The sequence below is a fragment of the Pseudomonas sp. WC2 genome, assembly GCF_050586545.1.
GTDB lineage: Bacteria > Pseudomonadota > Gammaproteobacteria > Pseudomonadales > Pseudomonadaceae > Aquipseudomonas.
Genome location: NZ_JBOBDR010000008.1, coordinates 100,333 through 118,227, shown reverse-complemented (window position 1 = coordinate 118,227; position 17,895 = coordinate 100,333). Strand labels below are relative to the sequence as shown.

Sequence of the window (17,895 nt, the reverse complement as noted above, 5' to 3'; positions counted from 1 at the left end):
AGCGCCAAAAAGTCTTAGCGAAGGGCCTTCCACGCGGCGACGTAGGCCTTGGCATTCACCGCCACTTGCTCCGGGGTCATGCCCGGTTTGAACAGGCCGGAGCCGAGACCGAACCCCTTCGCGCCAGCGTCGATAAACGCCTGCATGTTGTCCGGTGTGATACCGCCAACCGGCGCCAGCACCGTCCCGGACGGCAACACCGCAAGCCAGGCTTTGACGACTGCCGGACCCATCTGCTCGGCCGGGAACAGTTTGAGAATGTCCGCGCCCTCCGCCAGCGCTGCGAAGGCTTCCGTTGGCGTAGCAACACCCGGCGACAAAAACAGCCCCGCCGCTTTCGCTGCACGCAACACCTTGGCATCGCTGTGCGGCATGACGATCACTTGGCCGCCGGCCTCCTTCACCAACTCGACCTGTTCAGCCGTCAGCACCGTGCCGGCACCGATCAGGCAATCGGCGGGCAAGGTCTTGCGCAGGATGCGGATACTTTCGTACGGCGAAGGGGAATTGAGCGGTACTTCGATAACGCGAAATCCGGCGGCATACAGGACTTCTCCGACAGCGGCGGCTTCCTGCGGATGCAGGCCCCGCAGGATCGCGATCAGACCGTTTTGCGCCAATGCTTGCTTGAGCATGTCAGGCCTCCAGTCAGGGTTAACGGGATGAGGAATCGATCAGTCCAGCGGCCAGCGCCAGTTGCCACAAACCACGCTCGGTGGCCTGTTCGGCCAGCGTCACGTTGCTGAAGCCACAGGCGTCGAGGGCACGGCGGTAGCGCGCGCAAAGTTGCGCGTTGCCGATGAGGATGATCGAAGGAAGATTCGGGTTGTTGCGGCGCCGGCGCTGAACGCTGGCGAGTGCCGCCAGTTCATGGCCGATCATCAGGCCGGACAGATAATCCGCCTGCGCCGTCGGGCTGAGTTCACCGGTCAGGCCCAGGGTGCGGGCGCTGAACAACGTCGACAGCACGCCGAGTTCACCGTCCGCCGACTGCGCAACCTGCACACCGCGGTCAAACGCCGGGCTATCGAACGTCGCACTGTGTTGTTGGGTGCGGCCGAGAATGCTGTGTTCACTGAGCACGGCGAACACTTCGCCGGTCATGAAGGTATCGAAATGAGTGATGCAGCCATCGACCACGTCGACCCATTTCGAGTGACTGCCCGGCAGGCCGATCAACAAATCAGCGCCCGCCGCGACTGGCAGGTTCTGCAGAACACCCAGCACTTGGGTTTCTTCGCCACGCATCACGTTCGGCAGACGCGAACGCTGAATCACGCCCGGCACGATGTGCACGCGCGTGCCGCGAAGACTGACAACGGTTTGTAGGGAGTTTCCGAGATTGGCGACGTTTGCCGGTGTATCGCAGTAGGCCGCTTCGCGCCAACCCTGGGCACTGCCGACCATGCCGCAGGCGATCACCGGCAGATCCGGCTGCGCATCGAGCCAGTCGCCGCAGGCCTCGTCGAAGGCCAGTTCAAAACCATCGGCACATTCGCGACCGTTGATGATTCGCGGGGTCTTGGGCAACTGCATGATCCCGGACGACAGCGAGCGCTGCTCCAGCACCACACCGTCCGCCGCGAGTTTGTAAGCACGTAATGAGGTTGTCCCCCAATCGAGCGCGATCAATTGCGCCAGCATCGCTTCACCTGTTTTGTTTTTGGCAGTGAGTGCGTTGGACTATAAACCTTGGTGTAGGATAATCTCAATATATAAATATCAATCCCATATTGTGAGACTTAAACAAAAAAAGATCGCCGCCTTCGGCAGCTCCTACAGAGTGATCATCCATTCCCTGTAGGAGCTGCCGAAGGCGGCGATCTATTGATGAATTCAGTTACCTTCAGCGAATTCCCTCAGGACCTGGCCATCCATGCGATACCGCACCCACTCTTCCTGCGGCTGCGCGCCAAGGGATTTGTAGAAATCGATGGCCGGCGTGTTCCAGTCCAGCACACTCCATTCGAAGCGGCCGCAGTCGTTGTCGCAGGCGATTTTTGCCAGGTGGCGCAGCAGGGTTTTGCCGGCGCCGCCGCCGCGTTGTTCGGGGGTGATGTAGAGGTCTTCGAGGTACAGGCAGTTGCTGCCGAGCCAGGTCGAATAGCTGAAGAAGAACACCGCGAAACCGATCGGCAGGCCATCGCGCAGACAGATCAGGCCATGGGCTGTTGCGCCTTCGCCGAACAGGCTGCGTTCGATGTCGGCGACGCTGGCGATAACTTCGTGGCGGGCCTTTTCGAAATCTGCGAGCTCAGTGATGAAGGCGAGGATTTGCGGGGCATCGCTGGGGGTCGCCGGGCGGATTTCGATCGTCATGGACGGGCCTTGTCGGAAAAAGGAAAACGCCATACTAAGGCCGCGAGCGGCGCTCGTCACATGGCAAAACATTGGATACCCTCTCGCGATGCTTCAAACGCCGCCATTCCATGTGGGAGCTAGCCTGCTAGCGAATGCGGTGGGTCATGCAACATTTATGCTGGCTGAAAGGACGCTTTCGCGAGCAGGCTCGCTCCCACAGGAATTTCGACTTATTGAAAGGACGCTTATGAACCTTGAGTTTTTTACACCCATGGAGGCACTGGCAGCAGAGTTACTGCCCCACGCGCTGGAACCCTCCGACGACGGCGCCCATGACCTCGCCCATCTGCAGCGCGTCTGGCACAACGTGCGCACGTTGCATGAAGAGGAAGGGGGCGATCTTGAGGTGTTGCTGGCCGCCGTACTGCTGCACGATTGCGTGGCCATTGAAAAGAACTCGCCACTGCGCTCACAAGCCTCACGACTGGCGGCAGACAAGGCTTCATCGGTGCTCACCGAACTGAACTGGCCCAGCGCAAAAATCGCCGAAGTCGCCCACGCCATCGAAGCCCACAGCTTCTCCGCCAACATCACCCCGCTCACCCTCGAAGCGAAAGTCGTCCAGGACGCCGATCGCCTCGACTCGCTGGGCATGCTCGGCGTCGCCCGCACCTTCTACGTCGCCGGACGCATGGGCTCGGCGCTGTACGACCCGCGAGACCCCGAAGCGAAACACCGCGAATACGACGACACCCGGTTTTGCCTCGATCATTTCCAGACCAAACTGCTGCACCTCGCCGACGGTTTCCAGACCGCCGCCGGCCAGCGTCTGGCGCAGATTCGTCATCAACGCTTGAAGGGGTTCATGGAGCAGTTCAAGGAAGAGATCGGCATCGTTTGACCGCTTACTCCGGCCTACGCAGAACCTGACTTCGCCAAGCTCAGACCTAACTCGCAGGCGCGACGTGGTAAACAGACGACGCTGATTTTTCCGGTCAAGGAACCGCGTCATGTCTCAAACCCCACCCCCCGTGTCAGGCAAGTTGTTCGGCCTGTTCTGCCTCGCCAGTTATCTGCTGTCGCTGTCCTACGGTTCGACGTTTTTACTGTCGCTGCTGATCGGTTCGCGCGGCGGCAATGAACACGATGCCGGCAGTGTGATTTCGGCGGCGATGCTCAGTACGTTCGTGGCGGTGCTGATGTCGGGGCACCTGTCAGATCTGCTCGGCGCGGCGCGCTCGATTGCGTTGTTCGGCCTGTTGCTGGTGGCAGCGAGTCTGGGCTTTGCGATGACGCCGGGGTTCGGCCAGCTGCTGCTGTTTTTCGGTTTGCTCTTGGGTTTGGGCTGGGGTGTTTTCTATACGTTGGGGCCGATCATCGTCGCCAGTCTGGTGACGCCGACGCAGCGCGCCAAATACTTTGCGTTGTTGTCCGGCAGCATGATGACCGGCATCGGCAGCGGCCCGCTGCTCGGGCGTGCAGCCAGCGCGCTGGGTTTGCCGGTGACTTCGGCGTTCTATCTGGCGGCGTTGGCCAGCCTGATCGGTGTGCTGCTGTTCTGGCGTCTTGGCGCTCGCTTGAACAGTACGCAAGCCACCTCAGCGGCGAGAATCACTTGGCGAGCGACCACTCAAGTGCTCGGCTCGCGTGCGGTGTTTCCGATCATCATGGTCGGCCTCGGCGGTTGTGTATTCGGCGGTCTGTCGAGTTTCCAGACCAGTTATGCGGCGGTGCGCTCGCTGGACTATTCGTTGTTCTTTCTAGGCTTCATGAGCGCCGCCATCAGCAGCCGAATGTTGATTGCCGGTTTTGTGGTCAAGCGTGATCCGCTGCGCGCATCGTGCCTGTTGTCGGGGTTGATGCTCGGCTCGATCGTGTTGTTTGCGTTCGGCGTGCACAGCGGCTTCAGCTATCTGCTGGCGGCGGTGATGCTCGGCGTCGGTTACGGCCTGACCTATTCGGTGATCAATGGTCTGGCAGCCAACGAAGCACCGACCGGCACCACGTCGCAGGCGTTGCTGCTGTTCAGCCTTGCGTACTTTATCGGCGTGTTCGGCTTCCCGATGCTGGCCGGCAAAATCATCGTCGAACAGGGGATGACGACGTTGCTGCTGACAGTAATGGCGGTGGCGCTGGCGAATTGGTTGATCACCCTGGGCCGCTTGCTCTGGCGTCGAATGAACGTCAAAACTGCGGCGACCAACTAGACCGTTCGTCGCTCATCAGGCACCAATCCGATCCCAGGGCAGACCAACGACAGGTAAGGATTCCAATCACTGGAGAAGCCCTATGATCCCGTCAAGGTTGACCGCTTTCGTATTCAGCGCCCTGCTCTGCCCCGCAGTGTTCGCCGCATCCGCCACCGCAGCGGGCACCGGCCCCACCGACCCTACTCCGCCCCGCGCCCCCGCCATCAACAGTGCCCCTGGCATGAACACCGATGGCTCGGGCGTGCCGTTGATCAATCAGCCGCCCGCCACTGGCACCGATCCGCGCACTCAGGGCAGTGATCCGGGCCGTCAGGGCGGCATGAACACTCCCGACGCCCCCGCCACGCCAGACAACGCGGGCCCTGGCGTCGGTTCCAAAACCACCACCGGTGGCTCCGGTTCCGAAGGTTCCGGCCAGTAGTTCGCCGACGCGAGCGTCCTATTCACACCCATGAAGAGGTAACCATGAACGTCGATAAAAACCTGGAAAAAGAAGTCCTCACCCGCCTGCTGCATGCCCACCCGAGTGGACTGGGCAAGGAGGTGCTGGACAATTACCGGGGCGAGAAGGTCGTGGCCAGCGCCCTTGCCGCTCTGCAGGATCGCGGACTGATTCACCACGGTCATGTGACCTGCAATGAGGCTGGCGAGCATTCGCTGAGTCTGCCGATCAAGCTCAGTGCGGCAGGCGTTGAAGAGGCGCGCAAGCTGGATCTGCAGTAATCCCGGGGCCGCTCGCTGCCGATGCAGCGAGCGGTTTCCAGCATGATGTCTAGTAGTGAATTCGATGAACCCATCGCCAGCAGGGCTGGCTCCCACAGAGGATTTGTGTAAGACGCAGATCCAATGTGGGAGCCAGCCCTGCTAGCGATAGCAGATGATCAGGCGCCGCCGGACTCGCGGATAAACGCATCCACTTCGGCCGCCCCCGGCGATGTCGCCGGCCCCCAGCGTGTCACTGCGATAGCCGCCGCCGCATTTGCCCGCCGCGCGGCTTCATGCGCCGTCAAACCCTGCGCCAGCCCCGCGACGAACACCCCGGCATGGGCATCGCCAGCGCCATTGCTGTCCACCGCTTTCACGGCAAACCCCGGCACATGCCGACGCTCAGCACCTTGATGAATCCAGCAACCCTGCGGCCCGTCACGCACCACCATCAGCACGTCTTTGGGCAGATGCTCGGCAAGACGATCCAGCGCCACAGCAATGTCTTCAGACCCGGTAAATCGCAACGCCTCAACACTGTTGCTCGTCCACACATCGATGCGCGGCAGCAGCGCTTGCATCATCGGCGACTCCGGCGATTCCACCAGCGGGCCCGGATCGAACACCACGTTGACCGAGTCCGGCAACGCCAGCGTCCAGTCGAGCAACGCCTGCGCCTTGCCCTCGTGCAACAGGCTATAGCCGCTCAGATAAACGTAGTCGCCCGCCTCCACCGTGACGCTGTTCAGATCGTCCTCGGTCACCTCGCCTTCAGCGCCGATGTAGGAAATGAAACTGCGCTCGGCCGACGCATCGGTCAGCGCCACACATAAACCGGTGTCCTTCTGCGCGGGTTCGGTGATGCCGATGTGAATTCCCTCGGCGTTCATCGCCTGCCGCGCCAGATCACCGAAACGCCCGCTGCCATGTCGACCGAGATAGACCACCGGCAGGCCGTTACGCACCGCCGCCGCCATCACATTGAAACCGCCGCCCGCTTCGAAACCGGCCGACTGCGCCAGCACGTCACCGCCAATCTGCGGCAGTTTATCCACGGCCATGACCAGGTCGATGATGACCTGGCCGGTGTGCAACATCTTAGGCATGAGCATTCTCGCTTGGCGCGGCGCGGCGATCTTTCGCCCCGCCGAGGACGAAGTAAATGCCACCGGCGACCACGAAGGTCACGATCCAGCCAAGGCCGTTGTGGCCCAGCCACGAGTCGGAGAGGAAGCCTTTGAACCAGACGTTCTCGGCAGTCGTGCCGATGGTGGTGAAGCTAAAACCGAGCACGATGGCAATCGCCCACGCGCCGAATGCACGCCACTCGATGCCACCGCGATACCAGTAAGCACTGCTCGGGCTGACGTCGAGCAGGTCTGTCGGGCTGTAGTAGTGACGGTGAATCAGGTCGACCACGAAGATCCCGACCCACGCGGTGATCGGCACCGCCAGCAGGGAAATGAAGGTGATGAACGGGCCGTAGAAACTGTCGGCGATCAGCATGAAGTAAATCGAACCAGCGAAGATCGCCACGATGTCGACCACCACGGCGTAAACCCGTTTGACCTTCAGACCGAGCGTCAGCGTGGTCAAACCGGCGGAGTACACCGACAGGTTGTTCGACAGAAGCAAGCCACCGAAAGCAGTGATCAGGTATGGCACAGCCATCCACGTTGGCAGCATGTCGCGGATCGCCACGATCGGGTCAGTCGCCGAGGCCAGATCGTTATTACCGACCGAGAGCAAGCCGCCGAGGGTGATCAGCAGCACCAGCGGAATACCCGCGCCGAATGCAGCGGACGCAACCAGACGCACAGCTTTGACGCTGCGATGCTGATAGCGCGACATGTCGGCGCCAGCGTTGGCCCAACCGATGCCGGTGCCGGCGGCCATGGTGCCGATGCCGATGATCATTGCGCTCATCGGCGCGGGCGTGGCGTTGAACACCGCGCTCCAGTCGATGGTCGCGCAGAGGAAGCCACCGACCAGAATATTCAGTGCGCCGAACACGTAGGTCGCCCACTTCTGTATCACCAGCAATGTGGCGTGACCGAGACCGGACACCGACAAGGTCAGCAGGACGAAAATCGCGATGAAGATAAGGGTCAGCACCGGTGCGCTTTTCGCTTCAACCGGCGAGCCAAACAGGATCGAGCACAGCGACAGCAAAACGAACGCGGCGGTGGTGGTGTTGACGGTTTCCCAGCCCAGACGCGACATCAGCGAGACCAGCGTCGGGCCAATGTTGCCGCGTACGCCGAAGATCGCGCGTGACAACGTCAGGCTCGGCGCGCGGCCACGACGGCCGGCAATCGAGATGATCCCGACAACCGCAAACGAACCGGCGGCGCCGATGATCGCGACGATGATTGCCTGCCAGATCGCCAGGCCACGAAACGCCACCAGCGTGGCGCCCAGCGGCAGACCGAGGATGGAAATGTTGGCGGCGAACCAGACCCAGAACAGTTGCAGCGGATGACCGTTGCACTCGGCTTCCGGCACCGGTTCGATGCCGCGGGTTTCCAGTTGCCCGGCGCTTTGCCCGGCGTTTGATGGACTCATGAAGGTGCTCCTGTTTGCCTTTTTTGTGGTTGTGGCAATGACGCAGAATGACAAGACATCGCGGCCGTCCCGGGCCTGTCTGCGCGATCCATTGCGGGTGAATATTCAAGATTTGCGGTGCGGCCTTCGCGAGCAGGCTCGCTCCCACACTGGATTTGTGGCGTTCACATACCCCCTGTGGGAGCGAGCCAGCTCGCGAAAGCGTCAGCCCTGTCAGCGCAAAGCCAACAGCCCCTGCACCAACGGTTCAAGCTCCAGATCGTTGACGGTTTTCACTGTCTCGATCATCTCGGCAGGCCAACACTCAAGACCCAGGCAGGCCCCCAGCATCGCCCCGAGAATCGCCGCGATGGTGTCAGTGTCGCCGCCCAGACTCGCCGCCATGCACAGCGCATCGAACGCACTCATCTCACCGACGGCCACTTGCTGCGCCAACGCGAACGAGACCACCACCGATTCCTGCGACGCCACCGATGTACCGATCACGTCGTAGAGCAGATCGGCGAGCAACGCTTTGTCACTGTCGACGCTGATGCTGCGCGCCCAACTGATGCGCGAACCGATGCGGCCACCGGCGACCCAGTGACCATGCGCTTCCGCTTGCTGAGCGATGTGCTGGCCGAGGTTGAGCGCCTCGCCCAAGTCCACGCCATTGATGCCGGCAGACACCACCGCCGCCACCGCCGCCGCGCTGGAAATGCCCAGCGTGGTGTTGTGCGTCACTTGGCAGGCCTGCACCACCGCGGCAATAAAGCGCTCGGGGTCGGTCACGTCCGCCGCAATCCCGACCGGCGTGATACGCATCGCCGCGCCGTTGGTGGTGCCGTAGCGCCCGGCTTCCTCCGGCGAATGACCGGCGAGGATCATTTCGATGGCGCGCTTGGTCGAGGGGCCGAGCAAGTCTTGCGAACCCTTGGCCTGCATCGCGGCTTCCCACGCAATCAGGCGTTGCGCGAGGATGGCCGGTTCGATGTGGCCCTTGCCTTCGACCAGCAACTCACCCACCAGAATCGCCTGCTCGGTGTCGTCGGTGATCGAACCTTTGGGCATGTTCGCGGCGATCGGTTGCAGCGGACCGGCGTCCTGCAGATCGGTGATGGTGCCGAACCGGGTCTTGATGGTTTCGCGGTTCAGCGATTGCGTCGGCATGCCCAGCGCATCACCGAGGGCCAGGCCATAAAACGCACCGAGGGCACGGTTGAGCGCGGTCATTTCGATTCTCCAAATTGCAGGTGCAAACGGAAATGCACCGGGTCGAGCAGGCTTTCGACCAGCTCCATGAAACGGTTCTGCCGGTCGTAGGTGGTGCGCAGGGCTTTGAGGAACACCGTGCCTTCCGGGCGGCCGAGCAGTTCGGCGTCTTCGGCATTCAGCGGTTCAGCGCCGATCCATTGATCGCCGCGCTCGCCGACGTAACCGTAGGCGGCCAGGGTGATGGTCAGGGAATTGTCGATCAGACCGACACGCGGCAGGCTTTCCAGGCCGCCGGTGGCCGGCATCAAAGAGCGTTCGAGGGAGACCAGCGTGCCTTCATTGGAACGACGGCGGCGGTCGAGGGTAATGAATTGGTCGGTGCCGAAACGCGACAGCAGATCGGGCCGGGTCACGGCTTCCAGACGCAGCACTTCGGTATGAATCATCGCCCCGCTGTCAGCCAAGGCTTGCGCCCAGCCGCTGCGTTGGTCGAGCGCGACACCGTCGAAGGTGACGATCGAACCGACGCCGCTTTGCGTGGCGATGTATTTGCGCCGTTTCAGTTCGGCCAGCGCTTCGCGCAGCGTGCCCCGGCTGACCTTGAATTCTTCAGCCAACTGATGTTCGCCGGGCAACAGAAAGCCGTCCTCCATGAGGCCGCTTTCGATGCGCCGGACGAGCTCGTCGACCACCCGTTGTTTCTTGTCAAATCGTACCTGTCTAATCATGTACAAAGTGATAACCGAAACGGGTTCGGGCGGGCAAGGGAAATTTAGGGGAAGTGACGGAAGGTTGAAGGTCAAAAGCACCCTCACCCTAACCCTCTCCCGGAGGGAGAGGGGACTGGATGGGGGATGCTCAGGAGGTTCGCCGACTTGAAAGCGCCTTGCTGAATCCATAATCGACACAATCTTTCAGGTCGATGTATCACGCAAGACCACTCGGTCGGCTCCCTCTCCCTCTGGGAGAGGGCTGGGCGGGCGGCGTTCCGATGAGGGGCTCTTGATCTTAGCGTTGTTTGAGGCGGTCGATGACGACGGCGAGCAACAGGATCGATCCACGAATCACGTACTGGTAGAAGGTATCGATATTCTTCAGGTTCATCGCATTCTCAATAATCGCCAGAATCAACACCCCGGCAATCACATGCCGGATCATGCCGATCCCGCCGCTCAACGACACCCCGCCCAGCACGCAAGCTGAAATCACCGTCAGCTCAAAACCCTGGCCAATCATCGGCTGCCCCGAGGTCATGCGCGACGCCAGAATCACACCCGCAAGCGCACCAATCACGCCGTGCACGGCAAAGATAATGATCTTGGTGCGGTCAACGTTGACGCCCGCGAGCAACGCCGCTTCCTGGTTACCACCGATGGCCATGGTGTTGCGCCCGTAGGTGGTGTAATTCAGCAGCCAGCCGAAAAACAGAAAGCACACGATCGTGATCAGGATCGGCACCGGCACGCCAAACAACTGGCCGTTCCCAAACACGAAGAACGATTCCTGCGACACGCCTACCGCTTTGCCATTGGCAAAAATGTACGCCAGGCCGCGAACGATCTGCATGGTCGCCAACGTCGTGATCAACGCATTGACCCGCAACTTGGCGATCACAATCCCGTTGATCAGCCCGACAATCAGGCCCATCACCAACGCCGCACTGACACCGAGAAACACGCTGTTGGTGTCGCGCATCACCACAGCCGCGACCACGCCGGCGCAGGCAATCACCGAGCCCACCGACAAATCGAAGTGCCCCGACGCCAGGCAGTACAACATCGTGCACGCGGCAATCCCGGTGGTGGAAATAGCCAAGCCCAGGCCACGCATGTTCAGCGGCGAGAGGAAGTTGTCGATCAACAGCGTGCAGGCAATGAAAATGCCGATCGCTGCTAGCAGCATGACCCAGTCATCCAGGAAGCGGCGCATGTCCAGCGGTTTGCGCTCTTTGGGCAGGGTTTCGTTTTGGGTTGTCATCATAGTCACCTCTCAGTTCGCCACGCCGTCAGCGCGGTGGCGCGGCAAAGCCAGTTGCAGCAGGTTGGATTCATTGGCCTGATCGCGGCTGATTTCGCCGCGCAGGGCGCCTTCGCAGAGCACCAGAATGCGGTCGGAAATGCCCATTACTTCCATCAGGTCGCTGGACACCACGATCACCGAAATGCCCTCGGCGGCGAGGTTGTGGATGATCTGGTAAATCTCCGCTTTGGCGCCGATGTCGATGCCGCGCGTCGGCTCGTCGAGCAGCAAGACTTTCATCGGCATCGACAGCCAACGGCCGAGAATGGCCTTCTGCTGATTGCCGCCGGAAAGAAATTTGATCTGCTGGCCAGCGTGCGGAGTTTTCACTTTCAGCGCTTTGATCTGTTTGTCGGCGTTGCCCTTTTCCCACAGACCACGAATCAGGCAACCGAGACTCGAATGCGCGCCACGCGCACTGATGTTGATGTTCTCGGCAACGCTGGCCAGCGGGATGATGCCTTCCTTCTTGCGATCTTCCGGACAGAGCAAAATCCCGGCAGCAATCGCATCCCGTGGCGAGCGCAATTTCAACTCATGACCGCGCAGTTCGAGGCGTCCGGCGGTGTTGCGCTCTAAACCACTGAGCAGACGAAACAGCTCGGTGCGCCCTGCCCCAACCAATCCGAACAGGCCGAGAATTTCACCTTTGTGCGCTTCGAAACTGATCGGCTCGCGCAGGCCCGGGCCGAGCAATCCATCGACCTTCAGCGCCACGGCGCCGCGTGGACGATGGCGATAATCGTAGATGTCCTGAATGTCGCGACCGACCATGCAGGTCACCAGTTGATCGTGGGTCAGCTGGCTCATGTCGTCGAAGGTGCGCACGTAGCGACCGTCCTTGAACACCGTCACCGCGTCGCAGATGCGGAACACTTCTTCCATGCGATGGGAGACGTAGAGCACCACTTTGCCCTCGTCACGCAGGCGCCCGATGATCGCCATCAAGCGGTCAATCTCGCGCGCCGAAAGACTGCTGGTCGGCTCGTCGAAAGCGATGACGTGAGCGCCGCGCGACAGCGCTTTGGCGATTTCCACCAATTGCCGCTGGCCGAGCGACAAGCGTCCGACTTTGGTCTGAGGGTCGATTTCATCGGCCAGACCTTTGAGGCAATTCAACGCTTGCTGACGCAGTGTGCTGCGATTGATCAAACCGAAACTGGCCGGCAGATGGCCGAGAAACAGGTTTTCGGCGACGGTCATTTCCGGGACCAGATGCAGCTCCTGGTGAATCACCGCGACGCCGCTGCCGATGCTGTCAGCCGTCGACTTGAACGCCATGGTCTGCTCGCCGATCTGCAACTCGCCGCTGCTCGGGATGTAGGCGCCGCCGAGGATTTTCAGCAGGGTCGATTTGCCGGCGCCGTTCTCGCCCATCAAGGCGTGAACCTGCCCCGGATGCGCGACGAAACTGATGGCGTCCAGCGCCTTCACGCCGGGAAAGGTTTTGCCGATCCCGTTGAAGCGCAGGCTGCCGCTGGAGCTGTGTTGTTGTGTCTGTACTTGCGCGTGCATAAAGCCACCTCTTCACACCGAAAAACGGCCCGGCTGCCCGGGCCGTCGCTGCATCAGTTCCACAAGCCGATTTTTTCCAGCTCTTGCTTGAAGTTTTCGCGGGTGATCAGGGTGACGTCGTCCATCGCGGTGTACTTCGGCGGTTCTTTGCCGGTGGTGACCCACTCGTACATCATCTCGGCGGTCTTGTAGCCTTCGATGTGCGGACTTGGCAGCATCGAGCCGAAGAAGCCGCTGTTAGGCTTTTTCAGTTCGCCGATGGCGTCGGTGCCATTGATGCCGATGCCGATCACGTTGGTCGCGGCAAAACCGGCGGCTTCGGTGGCGCGCACGCCGCCAAGCACGGTGTTGTCGTTCATGCCGCCGATGATCAGGTTTTTCGCCGCGCTTGGCAGTTTCACCAACGCCGAGTTCGTGGCGTCCATGCTGCCCGGTACGTCGAGGGTTTTCAGTGCGGCGAAGAGGATGTGATCTTTCGGCATCCCAGCGTCTTCGAGGGATTTCACCGAGCCGTCAGTGCGCTTCTTGCCGGTGTCGAGTTCGTTGTAGGTGTTGACCACCGCGTAGGTGTCTTTCCAGTCCCAGTTACGCTTTTTCGCTTCGGCGACCATCGCGTTGCCCTGCTTCTGGCCAACTTCGAAAGCGGCCATGCCGAGGTACGGCACGTCTTCCATGAACTTGCCGTTGGCGTCGACGAAACGGTCATCGACGGCAATCACTTTGAGGTCATTGAGTTTGGCTTTGGCCATGATCGCCGGGCCGAGCGAGACGTCCGGCGGGCAAATCACAAAACCCTTGGCGCCGTTGGCGGCAAGGCTGTCGATGGCCGAGAGGGTTTTCTCACCGTCCGGCACAGCGATCTTGATCAGTTCGAAGCCCTTGTCCTTGGCGGCTTTCTCGGCGAAGGCCCACTCGGTCTGGAACCATGGCTCTTCAGCCTGCTTGACCAGAAAACCGATTTTCACGGTGTCGGCAGCGAGCAGCGAACTGCTCAGGCTGAACGCAGTGACCGCCAGGGCGGTAGTGCACAGGGTACGAATCCCGAAACGACGTTTCATAAGCTGACTCCTTGTTATTTTTTTTGAGCAATGTTTGAAAAGCGTTAAAGCGTGTTCCTGCAAAGCCTGTTGAAAATAGTCATATCGTATGATGATTGGATTTCACCCGGATCTATCCGCGTGAAAGCTGCAGCGCTCAGTCGTGGTACATCACCGAGCGGCCACCATCGATGGTGATGCATGACGCGTTGATAAACGGTGCTTCATCACTGGCCAGAAACACCGCAGTCATCGCCACTTCCAGCGGCTGGCCGATGCGTTTCGGCGGGTGCAGATCGAAGGCGCGCTGACGCTCGGCGTGCGGGTCGGCGAAACCGTTCCAGTAGTCGACGTTCAATTGCGTTTCGATGTATCCCGGCGCGATGGCGTTGACGCGAATGCCTTTCGCGGCGTACTCGATGCCGAGGGCGCGAGTCAGACCAAGCAAACCGTGTTTGGCCACCGGGTACGGGAAGCAACCGGGAATGATGTGGCTGGAGTGGGTCGAAGCGATGTTGATGATGCTGCCGACGCCCTGCTCGATCATCTGCGGCAGCACGGCTTTGCAGCCGAACCAGGCGCCATCCAGATCGATGGCGAAGCAGCGATGCCAGTCTTCTTCGGTCATTTCCAATGGATCGCGGAATACGTTGACCCCGGCGCAGTTGACCAGCACATCGATACGCCCGTGCAGCTCAACGGCGCGTCTGGCCATCGCGTGCAGATCGTGCTGGCGCGAGACATCGGCCTTGAGCGCCTGCACGTCATAGCCTTGCTCACGCCAATGGGCGGCAACCTTCTCAACCTTTTCGGCCTGAATATCGCTGATCAGCAGTTTCGCTTGCTGCGAGGCAAACGCAGCCACGATCGCTTCACCGATGCCTTGCGCGGCGCCGGTTAGCAGCACAACCTTGTTTTTCAGACGCTCGCCCTTCGGCGGTGCGGGCACCGACGGCAGGGAAAGAGGCTCAGCCATGGATCAGGACTCCTGTTTCGCCGGCGCAAAAAAACCGGGCATCTGACGATGTCCGGCTCGGAATGCGTGGGGAACAAAACAGGCAGGCGTCGCTGACGGCATCGAGCCGTTGCGAGACGCGGACTCCGCATGAGAGTGCGGTGGAAATTCGCTGCATCACTTCACCTGTTTTGTTCTTTTTAAGTGTGAGTGCGTGTTACTGCTGGAGCCGACTATAAACCCGACCGCCAAATAATCTCAATATATAATTTTGCATCCCATATTTTGGGATCTATCCAGCAAATCGCGTACAGAGTTTTCCTGCAACATCAACCCGCATCGACAGCACAGCACCGTCCAAAGGATGGCTAAGCGGGCTCTGAGCGCTGGTGATGAACAGGGTTTTGAGGTCATCGCCACCGAACACGCAACTGGTTGGACGACTGACCGGAAGATCGATTTTGCGATCGACCTTGCCTTCAGGCGTCAGGCGCAACAAGCAACTGCCGTCCCAACGGGCATTCCACACATAGCCTTCGGCGTCCATCGCCGAACCGTCCGGGCCGCCCTGCTGGTCGGGGCCGTACCAGACTTGTGCGGCATCGAGATTGCCGTCGGTGTGAATGAAGTAGCGATGCAGTGTGCTGTCCATGCTGTCGCCGAACAGCAGCGTGGCGCCGTCATCGCTCCACAGCAGCGTGTTGGGAATCCCCAGGCCACGCAGCAAGGGCGTGACGCGCTTGTCCGGATCGACCCGGAACAAGCCGCCGGAGCGACGAGTGATCGGCAGATCTTCGCCCTGCTCGCCGATGTTGTTTTGCATGGTGCCGAGCCACAGCCGACCTTGGCCATCGCAGCGCGCTTCGTTGGGGCGATTGCCGGGCTGCGGGTCAGCGACGCAGAACAGCGTCAGGCGCGGTGCGAGGCCGGGCGAGTCGAGATCGAGGCGGTAGACGCCGCTAGTCAGTGTCACCAGCGCGTCGCCGCTGTTGCAGGGGATGAACGCGGAAACGTGCTCGGGCATTTGCCAGATCTGCACATTCTGGCCGATCAGGCGCAAGGCTTGTTTGCCGGCAATGTCGACCCAGTACAACGCCTGGGTCGGCGCATCCCAGAACGGGCCTTCACCGAGTTGGGCGCGGTGTTGGGTCAGGGCGGTCCACGTCATGGAAACTCCTTGGATCTTGTTGTTTTAAATGTGGGAGTGAGCCTGCTCGCTCCCACAGGGAAATTTGTATTAACCGGCTTTTTTGTCGGCCATGACCTTCGGGTAAAAACGTTTGATCGCCAGATCGGCGTTGTCGATCAAGGTCATGCACGCCCATACGCCCCGCGCGGAATCCCGGGCGGCGATGGCATCAGCCATGTCTTTGTGGATGGGTAATGTGCGGCGCAGTTCATCGGGGTCGGCGGCGGAGACTTCGAACGACACCGCCAGCAACGCGCCGAGGGCCGGGACCATTTGTTCGATGAACTGATTGTGGCTGGCGGCGAGAATGCATTCGTGGAAGAACTGGTCTGCGCGGTTGTAATCGGCATCGCAGTCCACCGCGCGCTCAAGGGCGTTGTAGGCCAGTTGCACCGCCTCGATCTGTTCCAGCGTGGCCCGCTCGCACGCCCAGCGCACGGCCATCGGTTCGATGGTGCGGCGCAGGTCGAGCAGGTCATCGACGAAGTTTTCCGGCAAGCCATTACGCGACAGCCAACCGACGACTTGCGGATCGAACAGGTTCCAGCGGCGCACCGGCAATACGCGGGTGCCAACTTTCGGCCCGACTTCGAGCATGCCTTTGGCGACGAGGGTTTTGATCGCTTCGCGGATGACGGTGCGGCTGACCCCGAGCTGTTCGCCCAGATCGGCCTCGACCTTGATGGTCTGCCCCGGTTTGACCTGGCCAGCGGCGATCCAGCTGCCCAGCCAGTCGACGGTGGATGCGTGAAAGCTGCTGGACATGGACACCTCAAAGCGGATCGCGATGGGTGATCAAGCTAATCATCATACGAATAACAGTCAATCGGGAATTTCAGGTGATCCACACAACCAATGTGGGAGCGAGCCTGCCCGCGAAAGCGGTGGATCAGTCAGCCTAAGCATCGACTGACAGACCGCTTTCGCGAGCAGGCTCGCTCCCACACTCAGGGATGGGTATTAATCAGGGTTCGAGGCCGATGCGAAAGAACTCGCCGCCGCTCCAAACGCCCAACCAGCGCTGGCCATCGATCTCACGGCTCACCGCCAGTTCCACCAGTTGGTAGAACACATTGCGGTGGATCAACGCTTCAAGGTTGGTGCGCACATGCACGTAAGGCGCGGGCTCTTGCGTTTGCGGATCGATCTCGACGCGGATCGGATGCTCAGATCCAGCCTCAGCGGTTTCTTCAACGTTGGTGGTGAAGCGCAACAACTGCGCCTCCCCTTCACCTTCAACCTCAACGGCAATCGCCACAAACGGCGCATCGTCGACCTTGATCCCGACCTTCTCGACCGGGGTGATCAGGAAATAATCATCGCCATCGCGGCGGATGATCGTCGAGAACAATTTGACCATCGGCTTGCGCCCGATCGGTGTGCCCAGGTAATACCAGGTGCCGTCGCGGGCGATGCGCATGTCGATGTCGCCGCAGAAGTCTGGGTTCCACAAGTGCACCGGCGGCAAGCCTTTGGTTTTGGGGATCTGTCCCAACAGGTCATTGGCTTTTTGCGGGCCACTCATGGTGTTCTCCTTTGAATTATTGGTCGCCGACTCCCAACAGGCTGCGCGCGTACTGTGCCAGCGGCGGGCCGATCAGGTCTTCTGGCTTGCTGTCGTGGAACGTCAGTAAACCGCCACGACTCTTGATGCGTGCAGTATCAATCAAATATTGGGTGTTGGTCTCGATCAACATGATCTGAATCACGCCGCCGTCGATGCCGAGGCGATCCACGGCTTCTTGATCGAGCCACTCATCGGAGTTGCCGATGCGGTCGTCAGCCTTGGCGAAACGGGTGTAGAGCAGATAGTGCGCGCCGGCGTCGCGAGCTTCGCCCATCGCTTGATCGAGGCCTTCCGGCGCACGGGCGCGGCGGACCATCGGGAAGTATTCGACGAACCCTTTGAAGGCTTCTTCGGCGACGACGTTAGGGCGCGGGTAAGAACCGCCCGGCGGTGCGAACGCGCCTTGGGCGATGTAGATGAACGAGTCCGGCTGAATGCGGAAATTGTTTACGCGACGGCTGTCGCTGTGATCCAGCAGCCCTGCATCGCTCATTTGATAGCGAGTGCCTTCGGCCATATCGCTGACAGTCATACAGCCGCCAAGCGCCAAAACGGCCAGCAGCAAAACCAGGCTACGCATCCTATTCCTCCAGAGGCCGGTGACGGAAAACCGGCGAATGGCCATGGGATGCAGCTTT

General features: G+C 60.7%; 19 protein-coding genes. 4 read left to right on the top strand and 15 right to left on the bottom strand.

Translation table 11 applies throughout. The features are described from left to right. Nucleotides 1-14 precede the first annotated feature (14 nt). The 3 genes from ACQ4OE_RS12050 to ACQ4OE_RS12040 all read right to left on the bottom strand — a co-directional run bounded on the left by ACQ4OE_RS12050 (nt 15) and on the right by ACQ4OE_RS12040 (nt 2,319). Entirely contained in the window at nt 15-635 is a 621-nt protein-coding gene (locus tag ACQ4OE_RS12050) for a 2-dehydro-3-deoxy-6-phosphogalactonate aldolase (protein WP_430946760.1), read from the bottom strand. Nucleotides 636-654: 19 nt separating this feature from the next. Next, a complete protein-coding gene (locus ACQ4OE_RS12045; RefSeq protein ID WP_430946759.1) occupies nt 655-1,644 on the bottom strand; it encodes a 2-dehydro-3-deoxygalactonokinase in 990 nt (329 codons plus the stop codon). A gap of 192 nt (nt 1,645-1,836) precedes the next feature. Then, on the bottom strand, nt 1,837-2,319 hold the full coding sequence (locus ACQ4OE_RS12040; protein WP_430946758.1) for a GNAT family N-acetyltransferase: 483 nt from the start codon (nt 2,317-2,319) through the stop codon (nt 1,837-1,839). A gap of 229 nt (nt 2,320-2,548) precedes the next feature. Between ACQ4OE_RS12040 and ACQ4OE_RS12035 the strand changes: the two genes are divergently transcribed. The 4 genes from ACQ4OE_RS12035 to ACQ4OE_RS12020 all read left to right on the top strand — a co-directional run bounded on the left by ACQ4OE_RS12035 (nt 2,549) and on the right by ACQ4OE_RS12020 (nt 5,234). Next, the gene (locus ACQ4OE_RS12035) at nt 2,549-3,202 is read left to right on the top strand and encodes an HD domain-containing protein (RefSeq protein ID WP_430946757.1); all 654 of its coding nucleotides are present in this window, start codon (nt 2,549-2,551) and stop codon (nt 3,200-3,202) included. A gap of 109 nt (nt 3,203-3,311) precedes the next feature. Then, a complete protein-coding gene (locus tag ACQ4OE_RS12030) occupies nt 3,312-4,508 on the top strand; it encodes an MFS transporter (RefSeq protein WP_430946756.1) in 1,197 nt (398 codons plus the stop codon). Between the two features lie 82 nt (nt 4,509-4,590). Then, nucleotides 4,591-4,932, top strand: coding sequence for a hypothetical protein (locus tag ACQ4OE_RS12025; RefSeq protein ID WP_007908306.1), 342 nt, complete (start codon nt 4,591-4,593; stop codon nt 4,930-4,932). 44 nt (nt 4,933-4,976) lie between these two features. After that, nucleotides 4,977-5,234: a hypothetical protein gene (locus tag ACQ4OE_RS12020; RefSeq protein WP_122592135.1), complete on the top strand. Its 258-nt coding sequence runs from the start codon at nt 4,977-4,979 to the stop codon at nt 5,232-5,234. A 158-nt stretch (nt 5,235-5,392) separates the two neighbouring features. On the opposite strand, the gene ACQ4OE_RS12015 is transcribed toward ACQ4OE_RS12020, so the two are convergent. The 12 genes from ACQ4OE_RS12015 to ACQ4OE_RS11960 all read right to left on the bottom strand — a co-directional run bounded on the left by ACQ4OE_RS12015 (nt 5,393) and on the right by ACQ4OE_RS11960 (nt 17,837). Beyond that, nucleotides 5,393-6,322, bottom strand: coding sequence for a PfkB family carbohydrate kinase (locus tag ACQ4OE_RS12015; RefSeq protein WP_430946755.1), 930 nt, complete (start codon nt 6,320-6,322; stop codon nt 5,393-5,395). After that, nucleotides 6,315-7,781: a purine-cytosine permease family protein gene (locus tag ACQ4OE_RS12010; RefSeq protein WP_430946754.1), complete on the bottom strand. Its 1,467-nt coding sequence runs from the start codon at nt 7,779-7,781 to the stop codon at nt 6,315-6,317. Before ACQ4OE_RS12010 ends, ACQ4OE_RS12015 begins: the two co-directional genes overlap by 8 nt. A 213-nt stretch (nt 7,782-7,994) precedes the next feature. Next, complete coding sequence (locus tag ACQ4OE_RS12005) at nt 7,995-8,993, bottom strand: ADP-ribosylglycohydrolase family protein (protein ID WP_430946753.1); 999 nt, start codon at nt 8,991-8,993, stop codon at nt 7,995-7,997. Continuing rightward, nucleotides 8,990-9,703 (bottom strand): GntR family transcriptional regulator, encoded by a 714-nt coding sequence (locus tag ACQ4OE_RS12000; RefSeq protein WP_430946752.1) that lies wholly within the window; start codon nt 9,701-9,703, stop codon nt 8,990-8,992. The genes ACQ4OE_RS12005 and ACQ4OE_RS12000 overlap by 4 nt, the downstream gene beginning before the upstream one ends. Nucleotides 9,704-9,983: 280 nt before the next feature. Next, nucleotides 9,984-10,952, bottom strand: a complete 969-nt coding sequence (gene araH, locus ACQ4OE_RS11995) for an L-arabinose ABC transporter permease AraH (protein ID WP_042704903.1) — start codon at nt 10,950-10,952, stop codon at nt 9,984-9,986. Between the two features lie 12 nt (nt 10,953-10,964). Then, a complete protein-coding gene (gene araG, locus ACQ4OE_RS11990; protein ID WP_122592143.1) occupies nt 10,965-12,509 on the bottom strand; it encodes an L-arabinose ABC transporter ATP-binding protein AraG in 1,545 nt (514 codons plus the stop codon). Between the two features lie 53 nt (nt 12,510-12,562). Then, the gene (locus tag ACQ4OE_RS11985; protein WP_008087257.1) at nt 12,563-13,567 is read right to left on the bottom strand and encodes a substrate-binding domain-containing protein; all 1,005 of its coding nucleotides are present in this window, start codon (nt 13,565-13,567) and stop codon (nt 12,563-12,565) included. A gap of 136 nt (nt 13,568-13,703) precedes the next feature. After that, complete coding sequence (locus ACQ4OE_RS11980) at nt 13,704-14,522, bottom strand: SDR family oxidoreductase (RefSeq protein WP_430946751.1); 819 nt, start codon at nt 14,520-14,522, stop codon at nt 13,704-13,706. Between the two features lie 271 nt (nt 14,523-14,793). After that, nucleotides 14,794-15,669: an SMP-30/gluconolactonase/LRE family protein gene (locus tag ACQ4OE_RS11975; RefSeq protein ID WP_430946750.1), complete on the bottom strand. Its 876-nt coding sequence runs from the start codon at nt 15,667-15,669 to the stop codon at nt 14,794-14,796. A 69-nt stretch (nt 15,670-15,738) separates the two neighbouring features. Beyond that, the gene (locus tag ACQ4OE_RS11970) at nt 15,739-16,455 is read right to left on the bottom strand and encodes a FadR/GntR family transcriptional regulator (protein WP_430946749.1); all 717 of its coding nucleotides are present in this window, start codon (nt 16,453-16,455) and stop codon (nt 15,739-15,741) included. A 199-nt stretch (nt 16,456-16,654) separates the two neighbouring features. Further along, the gene (locus ACQ4OE_RS11965; protein ID WP_430946748.1) at nt 16,655-17,215 is read right to left on the bottom strand and encodes a DUF1285 domain-containing protein; all 561 of its coding nucleotides are present in this window, start codon (nt 17,213-17,215) and stop codon (nt 16,655-16,657) included. Nucleotides 17,216-17,231: 16 nt separating this feature from the next. Continuing rightward, the gene (locus tag ACQ4OE_RS11960; RefSeq protein ID WP_122592155.1) at nt 17,232-17,837 is read right to left on the bottom strand and encodes a DUF4823 domain-containing protein; all 606 of its coding nucleotides are present in this window, start codon (nt 17,835-17,837) and stop codon (nt 17,232-17,234) included. Nucleotides 17,838-17,895: the final 58 nt, after the last annotated feature.

What these genes read in the sequence shown, in the direction of transcription:
- ACQ4OE_RS12050 (WP_430946760.1), bottom strand. Translation starts at nt 635, where the DNA reads ATGCTCAAGCAAGCATTGGCGCAAAACGGTCTGATCGCGATCCTGCGG.
- ACQ4OE_RS12045 (WP_430946759.1), bottom strand. Translation starts at nt 1,644, where the DNA reads ATGCTGGCGCAATTGATCGCGCTCGATTGGGGGACAACCTCATTACGT.
- ACQ4OE_RS12040 (WP_430946758.1), bottom strand. Translation starts at nt 2,319, where the DNA reads ATGACGATCGAAATCCGCCCGGCGACCCCCAGCGATGCCCCGCAAATC.
- ACQ4OE_RS12035 (WP_430946757.1), top strand. Translation starts at nt 2,549, where the DNA reads ATGAACCTTGAGTTTTTTACACCCATGGAGGCACTGGCAGCAGAGTTA.
- ACQ4OE_RS12030 (WP_430946756.1), top strand. Translation starts at nt 3,312, where the DNA reads ATGTCTCAAACCCCACCCCCCGTGTCAGGCAAGTTGTTCGGCCTGTTC.
- ACQ4OE_RS12025 (WP_007908306.1), top strand. Translation starts at nt 4,591, where the DNA reads ATGATCCCGTCAAGGTTGACCGCTTTCGTATTCAGCGCCCTGCTCTGC.
- ACQ4OE_RS12020 (WP_122592135.1), top strand. Translation starts at nt 4,977, where the DNA reads ATGAACGTCGATAAAAACCTGGAAAAAGAAGTCCTCACCCGCCTGCTG.
- ACQ4OE_RS12015 (WP_430946755.1), bottom strand. Translation starts at nt 6,322, where the DNA reads ATGCCTAAGATGTTGCACACCGGCCAGGTCATCATCGACCTGGTCATG.
- ACQ4OE_RS12010 (WP_430946754.1), bottom strand. Translation starts at nt 7,781, where the DNA reads ATGAGTCCATCAAACGCCGGGCAAAGCGCCGGGCAACTGGAAACCCGC.
- ACQ4OE_RS12005 (WP_430946753.1), bottom strand. Translation starts at nt 8,993, where the DNA reads ATGACCGCGCTCAACCGTGCCCTCGGTGCGTTTTATGGCCTGGCCCTC.
- ACQ4OE_RS12000 (WP_430946752.1), bottom strand. Translation starts at nt 9,703, where the DNA reads ATGATTAGACAGGTACGATTTGACAAGAAACAACGGGTGGTCGACGAG.
- araH (WP_042704903.1), bottom strand. Translation starts at nt 10,952, where the DNA reads ATGACAACCCAAAACGAAACCCTGCCCAAAGAGCGCAAACCGCTGGAC.
- araG (WP_122592143.1), bottom strand. Translation starts at nt 12,509, where the DNA reads ATGCACGCGCAAGTACAGACACAACAACACAGCTCCAGCGGCAGCCTG.
- ACQ4OE_RS11985 (WP_008087257.1), bottom strand. Translation starts at nt 13,567, where the DNA reads ATGAAACGTCGTTTCGGGATTCGTACCCTGTGCACTACCGCCCTGGCG.
- ACQ4OE_RS11980 (WP_430946751.1), bottom strand. Translation starts at nt 14,522, where the DNA reads ATGGCTGAGCCTCTTTCCCTGCCGTCGGTGCCCGCACCGCCGAAGGGC.
- ACQ4OE_RS11975 (WP_430946750.1), bottom strand. Translation starts at nt 15,669, where the DNA reads ATGACGTGGACCGCCCTGACCCAACACCGCGCCCAACTCGGTGAAGGC.
- ACQ4OE_RS11970 (WP_430946749.1), bottom strand. Translation starts at nt 16,455, where the DNA reads ATGTCCAGCAGCTTTCACGCATCCACCGTCGACTGGCTGGGCAGCTGG.
- ACQ4OE_RS11965 (WP_430946748.1), bottom strand. Translation starts at nt 17,215, where the DNA reads ATGAGTGGCCCGCAAAAAGCCAATGACCTGTTGGGACAGATCCCCAAA.
- ACQ4OE_RS11960 (WP_122592155.1), bottom strand. Translation starts at nt 17,837, where the DNA reads ATGCGTAGCCTGGTTTTGCTGCTGGCCGTTTTGGCGCTTGGCGGCTGT.